General features: G+C 57.8%; 8 protein-coding genes. All 8 read right to left on the bottom strand.

The window, feature by feature from the left end:
- Positions 1-131 precede the first annotated feature (131 nt).
- A complete protein-coding gene (gene brxL / locus ACSTTO_RS09055) occupies positions 132-2,213 on the bottom strand; it encodes a BREX system Lon protease-like protein BrxL (protein ID WP_439272822.1) in 2,082 nt (693 codons plus the stop codon).
- 7 nt (positions 2,214-2,220) lie between these two features.
- The gene (pglZ, locus tag ACSTTO_RS09060) at positions 2,221-4,728 is read right to left on the bottom strand and encodes a BREX-1 system phosphatase PglZ type A (protein WP_439272824.1); all 2,508 of its coding nucleotides are present in this window, start codon (positions 4,726-4,728) and stop codon (positions 2,221-2,223) included.
- Positions 4,721-8,215: a BREX-1 system adenine-specific DNA-methyltransferase PglX gene (gene pglX / locus ACSTTO_RS09065; protein WP_439272825.1), complete on the bottom strand. Its 3,495-nt coding sequence runs from the start codon at positions 8,213-8,215 to the stop codon at positions 4,721-4,723. Before pglX ends, pglZ begins: the two co-directional genes overlap by 8 nt.
- Positions 8,215-9,639: a hypothetical protein gene (locus ACSTTO_RS09070; protein WP_439272826.1), complete on the bottom strand. Its 1,425-nt coding sequence runs from the start codon at positions 9,637-9,639 to the stop codon at positions 8,215-8,217. Before ACSTTO_RS09070 ends, pglX begins: the two co-directional genes overlap by 1 nt.
- Positions 9,524-11,755 (bottom strand): BREX system P-loop protein BrxC, encoded by a 2,232-nt coding sequence (gene brxC / locus ACSTTO_RS09075; protein WP_439272827.1) that lies wholly within the window; start codon positions 11,753-11,755, stop codon positions 9,524-9,526. Before brxC ends, ACSTTO_RS09070 begins: the two co-directional genes overlap by 116 nt.
- 3 nt (positions 11,756-11,758) lie before the next feature.
- Entirely contained in the window at positions 11,759-12,364 is a 606-nt protein-coding gene (locus tag ACSTTO_RS09080) for a DUF1788 domain-containing protein (protein ID WP_439272828.1), read from the bottom strand.
- Complete coding sequence (locus ACSTTO_RS09085) at positions 12,345-12,965, bottom strand: DUF1819 family protein (protein WP_439272829.1); 621 nt, start codon at positions 12,963-12,965, stop codon at positions 12,345-12,347. The genes ACSTTO_RS09080 and ACSTTO_RS09085 overlap by 20 nt, the downstream gene beginning before the upstream one ends.
- Before the next feature lie 13 nt (positions 12,966-12,978).
- Positions 12,979-13,104: transposase (locus tag ACSTTO_RS09090; protein WP_439271086.1), on the bottom strand; the 126-nt coding region annotated here is incomplete at its 5' end.

The raw sequence follows: 13,104 nt of genomic DNA on the forward strand, positions 1-13,104 counted from the left end.
CCCCTTTGCTTGGGCTCTCCTTGAAACCCGATGCTAAACCTCACTTCTATCTCGAGCGGCCACTGTTCACGCAAATTGACCCATCATGGTTGGACAAAGACGCGACGTCAGCGATGCTGTAGACTACAATTTTATTCATCTTTGACATAGGTCACGTAGAAACCCTTGAGCATCCGATGCTCCTGCATTCGTTCTCCGAGCGAGAAGCCGTTCATCTTGCGAGGCGTTGGCTGGAAAATATCCAACCCGCGATCCAGAACCATCTTCCAGCCGGTATCCGTCGTGATGTCCCGTGCATGGAGCGTTCCGCTCCCATCAAAGGCCCATGTGAAATCGACGCCCGTGCCTGTGCAGGCTTCAGCAATCCCGTCGAGGCACTCTCGCTGCTCCTGAATGTTCCCATCGTCCGGAGCCGTGACAAGATGCACAGCGATCTGATCCTCGGGCTGCTTACGCCGGATCAGCATCTCAATCAATTCCATGACGTTGCGCGCCTGATGGAACTTCCGAATATAAGGATCGGTGATGATGATCCGCGTCGCACCATCCGTCCAGGGACCAAATATCTTGTCGAAGCTGATGCCCTTGCGGTTCTCTGTGAAAACGACGTGGCCAGGCTTCGGGACAAACGCAGGGGCAGCTGACACAACAGGTGCGGCAGAAGACGAAGCCACTACAGCCGGCGCTGCCGCAATCGGTACGGTCTCATGTTCCGCTCCACCGTCCCCCCCATCGCCGGCCGATCGGCGATGGTAGAACTGGGGAAACTCTTCTTCCTCCAACGTGGTGATGGCGCGCTTTGCCCCATCCGAGGCGATGTAATGGAAATCTGCTGCCTCAAAGGTGCTGTCGATCCGAAGAAGCTGATCCTTCACCCGCTTGCGGCATTCAATCGCAAATCGCAGCAGCTCTTCGACCTCAGCTTCCGTCTCGCCTCCATTCGGGAAGATCAGCTTCAGCAGGCCTGACATGGTCTTGTTGATCGCCGCACGGTCCCGGATATGGGTCTGAACCGGAATGGTGAAATAGCGGTCTGGCCGGTGCGAGAAGTCCTCCGCACGCAGATGGCGCAGGATTTCGGCGAGATAGTCAACAATGAACCCATAGCCAGATGTGAACATCTCACCGCGGATGATGTCGACCTCCCATCCGGGCAGATAGGCATGCAATCGATCAATAAAGGCGCTGTCGTGGAACTGCGGCGGCAGAGCTTCGAACAGGTCGGTATTTTTCAGCATCCAAGGCACGTTATGGTCCGTGTTGCCGACGAAGGCGAAGCTGGCCTCGGCGCCCATCGGGTTTACACCACGAGAGAACTGCTTGTTTGCCATGTAGTTCTTCATGATATCGACAAGCGCCTTGTTGGCCGTCTTCTCGCGGCCAGCAAATTCGTCAAAGGCCACGACATCCCAAAAGCCGACCAATCCGATCCGGCCATTGGAATTGTTCACGAAAAGCTTGGGAACCGTGATTTCGCCGCCCGAGATCAGCTGACCATGTGGTGAAAACTCGGAATAGATATGAGATTTGCCCGTGCCCTTGGGACCAAGCTCGATGAGGTTGTAGTTGCGCTCAACAAATGGGACCAGGCGCAACAGTTGCAAAAGTTTTGACCTGCGCCCGAACAGTGACGGATCAAAGCCGATGCTCTGCATCAGCAGATCGATCCATTCTTCGGTGGTGAACTTATCCCGCGTCTCGCGATAGCCGTCATAGTCCACACGGGCGATCTGGATCGGTTTCAGCGTGTCGATGATCCAGGGAGAGATCCGGCTGTCTTCCGAGAATTCGTACTGCACATCGGCGATGCACCAAATACCGGTAACCAGCAGTTTCGGGTGCGCCTTGACCGTGGCGCTGTCGATGGCAACCCGCTTGATACCGAGGTTTTCAAAGACCGCCTCATAGGCATCGGTCTTTTCATTCAGCGCCACGCTAACCTGATCGATGACCTTGTAGCGGCCACGCTCCTTGATCGTTGATTGTACCAACCCCGCTTCGGAACGATGGACGTAGTGCTTGCGCAGGATGTCCTTGACCGTTTCAATGCCTGTCGCAATCGATGCTTCGTCATCGGTCGCGCAATATTGGCCGAGAAGGTATTCGAGCACATAAGTGGGGACAATGGCGTTCCCCTTCACGGCCTTCACCAGGTCCTTACGGACCACGAAACCGGCAAAATGCTCATTGATCTTGTCATCAAGGGTCGACATCGGCACCTCAGAAATCGAAATCTGTACTGATCCCGCGCTTCAGCAGCAGCGGCTGCGAAGCGTGATCTTCGAAATGGCTGGTCTTGCCGATGCGCGTACGCAGCTTCAGGAAGACTGTCTGATTGTTATAGGCGTCTGCCGCCTTGGACAGCAGGAAGCTCCGCGACAGCTCGCGCTCACGCGGGTTCTCAGACGTGAAATCGAATTCCAACTCGGCTTCGTCAGAGATGAGTGTTCCATCGTCAGCAAAGATGGCTGCATGCACCTGCCGGGGCTGCTGCTTGTCGGTCACTGGCTCCGCCTGATAGAAGGTGACCTGGATCTGGCCCGTGGTGATCTGAGCACGGGGTGGCGGAATGATCTGCACCGAAACCTGTCCGACATCCTCCTTACGCTGCTTGCCGACACGCAGGACCGGTAGGACGATCTCCTGCAGGCTCGCCCCGCCATGGACAAAGCGGCTGCCCGATCCCTTCACACGCAGGCGGTTGATCGAGTTCGGGATCAGTATGTCCTGATCACCTTCCAGGCCAAGCTGCGCGGCCGTGAACTTCTTCATGCCGCCACTGCTGTTGAGGCCCCGGCCGATCACGAAGCGCCGGTTTCGTGTAACGATCTCGCCTTCCGGCTCGCTCAGCGCGAAGCCGCTCTCTTCCAGTGCCTTGTGCTGCCACAGGAAGCCGTGATCGGCGGTGATCAGGATGTTCGAGAAGTTGGCCGAGGTCAGCTTCCGCACCAGCTTCACCAAATCCTCGATGGCATCCTCTGCCGCAGCGGGGACATTTTCCTCGGTAGTGAGCTTATCGCCAATCGCATCGATCTGGTTGTGATACAGATAGAGGACGTCATGATCCCGGAAGAGGTCTTTGCCCTCCGATGATCCCAGATTCATGAAATCCTTCGCCGCAAGAACCTTTACCCGGTCTCCAGCCCGGCCCGCAGCAAGCGCCTTTTCACGAGCGGCGGCCCCCATGGTGCTTTCACCGTCCAGCAGTACCAGATCATTGTCGTCGCGGATCGCCAGTTGCCGGTGCGGCAAGAGCGCCGCCATGCCAAGCTGGGTATAGCTCGGCAAAACCCCGATCATTGGTTTCAACTCGGCATCGAACCGATTGAGCTTGCGGATCTCCCGCAGCGCCTCTTCGGCCACCTCATAGCGCAGCGCATCCGAGATGATGACAACGACCTTTTGATCCTTGCGCCGGTATTCAGCGGCCTGTTCCCGGTAGAAATCCACCTGACGCGGAAAGCCCGGAACCGCCCAGTCCGTCAGGCGGGCCACCTGATCCTGCCAGGCATCGTTCAGTTTCAGCACGAAATTCGTGGTGTAGCGGTTCTCAACCGCCTCATAGAGCGCGGATAGCAGCCCTGACTGTCCACTCTTCTGCATATGATAGATGAACTTGCGATAAAGCTGGTCCAGTCGGAACCAGCTTGCGGAATAGCGCTTCACACCATCGGACAGGCTGGTCATCGTCAGATCAGCCTCGGCCAGCGCCTGCTGAAACTCGGTCGCATAGCCAATGGCCTGATAGACATCCGCGTAACGGCTATACCAATGGCTCTGGCGGCGATCGCGCACCCATTTCAGCACATCTGTCGCGGGCAGGCTCTGCCGGGCCAGCCCCTCAACGATGGCGACAACGATCCTCCGGTCCACTTCCTCGAAGTGATCATGCGGCATCAGGGTGCGGAAATCGCGGGAGGCGAGATTGTCCCTGATCTTCAGCACCTCCTGATAATCGCCCGACAGCTTCTCGAACGCCTCACCCCACCGGCGCGAGGCGCTCCAGCGGCGGAACATCAGCGCGGCATCCGTATTCAGGGCGGCAGCCTCTCCCATGGCCCGCGCCCAGGCGCTGGAGAACAGAGTGATGGCGAAATCCTGAAAATCCGGCGCATCCACCGCATAGCCATAACGCGCCGCGACCTCTTTCCAGAAGAACTCCGCTAACCCGACCCGATCCACCAGCTTCAGCGCGTCATCACGGTCTTCCGCCAGTTCGGCCAACAATGCCTCGATCACCGTATCGAGATCGCCATCCGCACCAGCGCAGACCGCCAGCATCTTGCGGCGGACATCGTTGGCGCTTTGAGATGGCCGCTCGCGCTCGATCGCGCGAAGCGCTTCCAGCCGCTTGCCGGAACGGTAAAATTCGGCGTGGTCGCGGACGGCGGCTTCGTATTTCGTCGGAATGCCAAGATCAGCCACCCAGATCGCCGCCTGATCGGCGCGGAACACGGCGCTGGCAAGTTGCACATCCAGCAGCCAGTTCTCAGGCATCGGTGGCTCGGGGCCGTCCTTATAGAGCAGGAACCGCGCCTTCGGCTCCTGCCGCAGCATGCGGTATTTCAGGCCGAATTCGTTGTTGGCGATCTCCACCTTGGTCACGCCGGGCAGGTTAACCGCATCGAAAGCCCCGCGCAGGTCGCGGGCAGCGTCATACCAGAAGACGATGCGGTGCCCCTGATCCTCATAAAGGCGCATCAGGCCGGCGGTGATGCGGTCAGTCATCCGCAGCCTCCAGCCCCTTGATCGGCTTCAGCGCACCGGCGAACAGCGGATAGTTGCGCTTCACCCCGTCATCCAGATCGATGGCGATCTTCTGCTGCGCCATCGGATAGACGACTTCGCGCTCCCATTCGGTCAGCTCAGCGATCTGCTTGATGACCGTGGCTGTTTCCTTCTGCGCCTTTGTTTGCTGGGCGGGCGTGGCGGCAGGATCGACGGCCAGCTTTTCCAGCCGGGTGCGCTCCACCTCCAACTTATGGATGAATTCGCGCACATATTGGTTCAGCACGACCGAGACGGTGTCGGACCGGTAGCGGTGCATATAGATCAGCGCATTGAAGCTGCCCTTGGGGCTGGAGAACATCCAATAGATCGGGCGCTTCTTGTAGCGGCGCACATGATAGTCGAAGAAGTCCCTGGTGAACCACTTGCGCAGATCCTTGCCGAGGGCGGCTTCGATGAAGGCGAGGTTTTCGCGGAACTTTGCCTCGCCAAAGGTGACGCGCAGGAAATCGCGGGCGCGGGTGACGATGTCATCGGCGAACCAGTCAGCATCCAGCACCGGGATGACATTGTCGCGGTCGGGGGCAAACGTCGGCTCTGGCACGCGGGCTAGATACTCCTCGATCCCTTCGCCCTGATTGGCAAGGATCAGGCCGGGCGCGTCGAGACTATAGCGCCCGAACATGCAGCCCACGGCATAGTGGAGGAATTCGGATACCGTATCCTCGCGCAGCCGAGCCTCGCGGTCCTCTTCCGAACCCTTCACGCCATAGCGATAGGCCGGGTTGCAGGTGAGGGTGATGTCCTCGATCGGCACCTCGGGGGTGAGTTCGTCAGCCAAGCCATAGGCGTCGATGAAGATGCGGTTATTCTCTTCCTCCAACCGTTGCATTTCATCCGTCATGCCCTGCCAGTGGGCGCGGAGGGTGGCATAGCTGTCCGCCAGCGTCTCGCCACGATGATCGAGTGAGAGCAGCGGGAGCCTCGTGAAATCCCAGGAGGTTTCATAGGCGTTCCAGTCGTCACGCGCGAGGTCAATCATCCTATTACAAAGCGTAGGAATGTCTGTGTGAACATGTTTTGCGGGAGCAATTGGAATATTGCCAAAATCTCCCGGATTGAAGTTCAGTGTGGGGTTCAGCGTTTGAATAATAGGGCGTGCAACCTTAGAGTTAACCGCCAGTAGCACCTCAAACATGACGTCTCTCTCATCGAAAAATGCCGTCGGCGCTGCATTGTTGAACGTGAGTCCTGCCGGCGAGTAACGGAAAGAGGTGACGTCCGAGGATATACCGGACCAAGATAGGCCTTCGCGGAAGAAAAAGTCTTTCCCATCGTGTCTGAACCCTTTTTCTTTTCCCATGCGATGTAGGAAATTTCGATCATACCCCATCAGGTATTCGAGGTTTCCAAACCACTTCCGTGCGTCTCCCCCTTTTGCGTGTGGGAAGAAACGCTTGCTATCATCGGTGCCAGAAAATCCTATGGTTCCGCGGCTGCATTCCCAATGGAAGCGAAGGTACAGGTCGTTGTTGCCAGTCGTCGTTCCCTTCTTCGCATTGCAATGCGAGGATGTGCTTGGAAACTTAGCAAAAGCGTCAATGAGAGGCTCAGGAAGGTCAAAGCTCAATGGCGCCCCTGGAATGCTCCTAAAACGCTCCAGCTCGAAGTCAAAGCGCCATTCAACCGAAGGGTTTTTAGTAGCCTCCAAAAGTTTGGGGGCTTGCACGTCCGCACCATAGAAATTTTGGAGGTCGATAAACACTGAACGCCGCCCCCCTGAACTTTTCTTAGACAAGCAGAAGGCACAGATAGGAACGTATGCGCTTTCAAAAAACGCATGATATTCAGGTCTAACCAAAGAATTCAGGTGAAAATCAGTTAATATGGTTTCTCTGAGGTGCTGAAAGTTTCCGATAAACATCCAGACGAAGGGCGTCATGAATCCAAGCTGTGCGCCTCGTATAGCCAAATTTGTATTGCGCAACATAAATGCGCCAAACAGGTCGGACTTTACTGAAAAAAAGTGCTCCCTGAGGAAGTCACCCAGTTTCCCGTTCATCCCTTTCCCACCCATGTAAGGCGGGTTGGCGACCACCACGTGATATTTCGGCGACAGCGCCTCAGCCATGCGCAGCACGGCGATAACGCGCTCCTGCACCTCCTTCAGCAGCAGGTCAGAACCGAAATCCCGTGCCTCAACCACCCGGAGTGCCTCGGCCGGATCGCGCAGCTTCGGCACGATCAGCGAGCCGAAGTTCTTGGCCTGCTCAAACTGCCCCAGCGTCTCGCGCAGTTCATCGGTGAACAGATCCTTGCCCACCACGGCGGCTACGTCCTGCATCTCGGCGGGCGTGAAGCGCATATCCTGCAACACGACGATGTCGGGCTTCGCCTCCATCCGCAGGAACCGCCGCCGCCCCAGCCTTGCCGCCGCCTTCATCGACAGCGCGAACGCCGCCAAGGCACCGGCGCGGTCGTCAATCTCGATGCCGGTCAGGTTATGCTTCAGGATCAGACCGGGAATCTCGGCCGCGTCATGGCCTTCCTCGGCATAGATTTCATAGAGCAGGTCAAACGCATAGGTCAGCATATGGCCCGAGCCGCAGGCCGGATCGCAGATGCGGATATCTTCGGCCCGCGCGATCTTCAGGAAATCCGTCTCCGGCTCTTCCGGCGCGATGTAATAGTCCATCTTCGCCGCCAGCTTCGATTGCGGGCGATTCAGCAGCCACAGCCGCCCCAGCGAGTTTTCCACCAGATAGCGGACGATCCAGTGCGGGGTGAACAGCTGTGTCGCGGCAGGGATGTTCTCGGCCGTGATCTTCTGGTTCTTCTTCAGGCCCGCGAAGACCTGATCCTTCTTCTCGCTGATATAGAACTGGTAGAGCCAGCCGATGATCTCGACATCCTGACATGCCTCTTCCGTCATCACCTCACGCAGGCGTGCAAGGATGCTGTCCGGCGACAGAAGATCGTCGGGGATAAGCAGTTCGGTATAATCCTCGGCCCGGTCGAGCATATCGGCGCGCTCAAACATATAGGGCATCGCGCCGTGCCATTCGTTGCAGGCATGAATCAGCAGCAGCCGATAGGCCTCCGCCTGCCCATCATGGGCGGGGCGTGTGCCGTTCAGATATTCGGTGATCTCGGGCCGGGCGCGATCCGGCAGGTTGCCCGCCATCGCCTCGGCCAATATCTCGGGCCGGGTGGCACCATCGGCGGGCGAGACCACGCGCGGGTTGGTCAGGCCCGTGACATCCATAAAGCGCAACGCGGTGAAGCGGTTGAACCAGGTATAGGCTGCTTGCTCGATGACACGGGCGCGGTTGCTGTTGGCGGCGGCCTCCAGCTTAGCAATTGCCTTGGGGTGTTCGCGGCGCGCCGCCGCGCCATCGGCCAGCACCATGTCCAGCCGGGCAGTGACCTGATCGATCAGCAGGTTGCGCGCGCTTTGCGCAAATTTCTTCAGGGCGTTGGTATCCATCAGACAATCACTTTCTTGCCCGCGCCGATCTCGGCCAGCAGGGTCTTTTTCATCTCATCAAGGTAGCGGGTCACATCGTCCTCATCTTCGAGATAGGTTTTCGCGAACGAAACGATGATCGACTGCGCCTTGATATATTGGGGCTTGGCCGGTGCCGGTGGCACATATGGTTTAGCCGGAGCTTCAGCCATGCCACCGGAAGGTGCGGGCTGTGGCGCGGGAACCGGTGCGGGTGCAGGCGTCAGCTCCGCAATGCGGGTCAGCGTGTCTGCCAGAAGATTGGAACGCACCTCGGTCGCCAGATTGCGCAAGGCCGGGATCAGGCCCTGTGCGGCAAGGCCCGGTTTCCGCGCAGCAAGCTCTTCGCGAATGCGTACCTGCTGCTCGGGCGGCAGTGCGCCAAACTCCGAAGTCTGGACGACTTTTTCGGCAACCTCGTCAATCGCCGTGATGACAGCGTTGCGCTCAGCCAGAACGGTTTGCTCGATACGCTCCTTCAGGGCGTAGAAATCCGTCTTCAGTTCCTGAATCGCGGTGCCCTTGTAGCACTGCGGATCCTCAAGAACCTGACGCAGCTTGTCGGCGGCAGCACCTTCGGAATAGCCAAGGTTCTGATCCTGCCTGGTCAGGAAAGAACGCACCTCATCGTAGATGACTTTTTGCGGCCCGCGCATGAAGCTGCGGACTTTGTCGAAGACATCCTCTTTTGCATCAAGAAGCTGGTCTTCCTGCCCGATCGGGCCGGTGATGAACCAGGTCGCCGACTGGTCGCGCATCCCATCCAGCATGGTGCGCAAGGGATCGAGGGCGGCGGCAAAGGGATAGGCTGCAATGGCGCGACTCTCCTGCTCGACATCACCAAGCAGCTTGCGCAGTTGCGTCTGCCACTCCGCCCCCAGACTGCGCGCGTCATTCCCCGACGCGGGAAGATCGAACAGCTCCTGAAACAGTTCGCGCGATTTGCGGATCTGGGCGGCAGTGAACTCAATCTGCGGAGAAAGCAGAATATTGCCAAGGGCATGGCTGTTGCGCAGCCCCTGTATCAGCGCATCGCCCTCCAGGAGAGCGCTGTCGACCCGAGCCTCGAGCTTGCCCCGCGCGACAAGGCTCGCGGTCAGGCAGAGAACCGCGATGGCGGGCCAGCCATAAGGTTTTGCTCCGAACTTCTCGACCAAAGCCTTGACCGAGACCCGCGTGCCCAGACGCATCTGGGACTGAGCGTGATTTAGCACATCCTGCTCAGCTTCGGTCAGGCCGCTGCCTTCGCCGCCGAAAAGCCCGCCATCGACACGACCGGCTCGCCCAAGATCAGCTTCGGTATAGGTAGCGCCACGCAGAACAGGCAGGCTGGTGTAGACCTTGTCGACGAGGATCTGGAAACCTTTGACCAGCCGTTCCTGCGGGTCTTCGCCACCGATTTCCAACTCGGCCCCCCCGCACGAAAAGGCGGGCATCCGCAATTAGAGTGCGGAGACGCTGCACCAGCTCTTTTTCACGGCGCGTGTTCTGATCACGCTTTTCCGCGATGATACGATCACGGCCGGGCTGGGCGTCGCCGCTGGTGACCTGACGCGCAAATTTTACAGTCTGGAGCCAGAGGACGAGATCGCGCGTGAAACGCACATCCCGCCCAAGCAGGACAACCATCTCATCGCTTGCCATGCTGTTCGAACGAACCACGTCCGGCGCATCAGAATCGTCGCTGAAAGGTGAGATGATGTTCACCGACAGCTCGTGCTCCCGGTTCAGGCTGTGGTTGTCGAGTTTGCGGGTGAAAGCGTAATCGACACCCGTGCCGGCATGCTTGATCTTGCCGTGACGTAGGATCGCGCCGAACACCAGTTCATCAAGCTGCCGTTCTATCTCGGCGGGATCGACGGCGATTGCCTTGATCTCAGCCTCGACGTCCTTTTCCTCATTGGTGAGGAATTCATAGACCTCGCCGTTGCGCTGGATCAGCGTCTGGCGTTCCAGAAGCGACAAAGCCTTCTCGATATTGCGGCGCTGCTCGGTCTGATCCGCCTCGAACCGGGACAAAAGGAGGGTCGATATGTTGCGGGCAGTCGGTTTGAATTCCTTGACGTATTTCACAAGGAACAGCACTTTCAGAACCCGAACAGCGAAATCATCACCAAGGTTTCTCTCGGCCAGTTGGATTGACTGCTGAACCGATGATTTCAGGGCGGTGCGAATCCCCTCAAACATCAGGTCAAAGGTCGCCAGCCCCCCGACCGGCGTATCCGCCAGCTTTTTGGCCACCTCCTGAAAAACCCCCAACATAGAGCGTTCGCCGACCGAGCTGTGTTTGCCCTCAAACGCGTTATGCTGCGAGAGGCCCATGATCGCGCGCTGGAACAGGTCATACTGGTAGTTCGGGAACGGGTAGCTCGCGACGAACTGGTCTTTTCCGGAGAAATTCCTGAACTTGAAGGAATTATCTCCAAAATCGAACAGAGTGCGCAGGTTGTTTTCCTCAGCATCATAAAGATTGCCAAGGGTGATCTGACCAGCCTCGGTCTTGGCCAGCAGACGGCGCTGGATGACTTCGGCCACATCCTGAGAGTTCAGCGGCATCCGGTTGGCAAAGCGCGCCTGGATTTTCGAGAAGTCATTCTCCTGCTGCGCCGTCAGATCCCCGATGACCGAACCCATGTCCTGCTGGGCGGTGACGACAATCCAGGCCTGCCCCTTGCATTTCGTGTTCAGGCTTTCGGCAATAGTTTGCAGGTTCGTCATGAGCTTGACGTTGTCGGCGATATACTGCCCCACCTCATCGACGAAGAAATTCAGCCGGAACTTCGGCCCCTGCGCATCGATCCACGACTTCACCATATTGGCAAAATCTTCGATCGAGACCTTCGTATCCTTACGATACTGGCCAAGAATATCCTTGACCTCATCGCCCGTGACCTCGGCAAAGGCGGCGGTAATGTGCTTGCCTTCCATCAGAGCCTGTTCGCGCCCGCGCTCCCAAGGCTTTCCGGAAGACTGCGCAAAGGCCGCTTTGAAGGCATCGAGCTTGCCGCGGCTGTCCAGATCACGCTCGAACTGTGCGATATGCGGGAGCTTGCCATAATAGCCGCACATCTCGTCAAAGACCTTCTGGAAGACGGCGAGAAGCGCATCGACATCCGTCTTCGAGATCACATCCGCCTTCTGGTCTATATTGAACAAGACCGACCGGGACGGGATCGACACTGCCTTGCGCAAGGCCCCCGCCAGCATCGGGTTGCCCGCGAGCTTGCGCTCAAATATCTCGATGGCGCGCTGCCCCTCGACCTCGTCATTCTCCAGCAGAAGAGCGAGCATCTTCAGCAGGTGAGACTTACCTGATCCGAAGAAGCCCGAAATCCACACGCCGTTCGCGGTATCGTAATTGTTGTAGGCGTCGAGGAATTGCTCCAGTCGGGCGCCGATCTCGTTGGTGATGACATATTCATCAAGCTCGGTCAGGAGGCTGGCCTTGTCGTCAGCCTTGATCACCCCATCGATCGAACGGTCGACCGGCTTGGCAAAGATATCACGCAGAAAAGTAGCCATCGGTCAGACCTCGTAATTCATGATATTGAACGCGCGGTAGTATTTGTCGTCATGGAGCAAGCCGAACAATTCCAGCGATGCTCCTGTCGCCAGCGCGTGTGTGTATTTTCCCGGAAAGAACATAACCGTCGGGCGATCTTTCGCGGTGCTTTGCAGGTTGTTGAGTACGTTGTGCGACCGCAGGTAGGGGTAAACCTCGCCTACGCCTGACAGGAAGATCACGTCGTGCGGGACTTCTTCGATGCGCCGCGCAATCTCTGGAATGAGGTGTGCCTGCGGGTCCAGAACCCCCTGCAACAGTTCCTTGAGCTCCGCCTTTTCCGTTTCGGCTTCAACCTCAAGGATCTGCTCGAAGATACCCCGGTCTTCGAGGATCCTGATCGAAAGGTCATAGAGATCAATATCAAGTACGCGCACACCGGCGTGGCTCAGCCGGGCGATCAGATCCTCACGATCCTCGCCCAGGCTCAGTCCATCTTCGGCATCAAAAGCGCAGATGAAAAAGGGAACCTCGTTTCCCAGCCCTTGCTTTTGCAAGAACCGATCGCTGGAAACTACCCTGAATAGGTGCTCGGCGCGGACGCGCCGATCAGTCTTCGTGCCCACCATTACCCCCATTTCCGGGAAAGACCCGCAAGTCCGCCGGATTACTCTCCTCAATCAGCCGCTTCATGCGCCCCGACAACCAGATCGGCTGAATTCTGCCCTCGACACTTCTCAAGCCAGCTTCACGCAATATCCGAAACAAGACCTGACGCAATTTCGCGCAGGTTGAAGCTGAAAGAGCGGAGAGGCCGGGATCGCTTTCAGCCTTCTCCGCGAGAAAGCGGTCAAAAACCTCATGGCCCAGGTCGAGCCGCCATGATTGGTAGCGTTCGCTGATCACCTCGATTGCGAATTCGTGGACAAAACGATAGGTCCGGCAGACCGCCAGCCACATCATCGCCTGCTGCTCGGCGCGGTCAGCCTCTACCGACAGGTAATGACGTTCGGCATCGGAGAGATGGCCTATCCGGTCGTACACTTCACGAAGCGCGCGGGTTTGCGAGGCCAGTTTGGGTAAGGATGACGCGCCCTGGGCCAGCAAACGCTCACGAGCAGACGCCCAGTTCTCACCGGGTTGATAAGCTTGAGCAATCACGATGCTCTCATTGAGCATCAGCCCGCCCACGCCAAAGGACATCCGATATTTCGCTGCGGCCACCATCATTTAAGCTCAGGACTCATTGATTTAGCCAGAAGATGACGGTTGCAGCGATGCAGATGGCGGAGAAGAAGGTGTGCGCGCATCGGTCGTAGCGAGTATGGATGCGTCGCCAGTCTTTGAGTTTTCCGAACATATTCTCAAT

Source organism: Pseudochrobactrum albidum, assembly GCF_051851455.1.
In the GTDB taxonomy this organism is placed as follows: domain Bacteria; phylum Pseudomonadota; class Alphaproteobacteria; order Rhizobiales; family Rhizobiaceae; genus Pseudochrobactrum.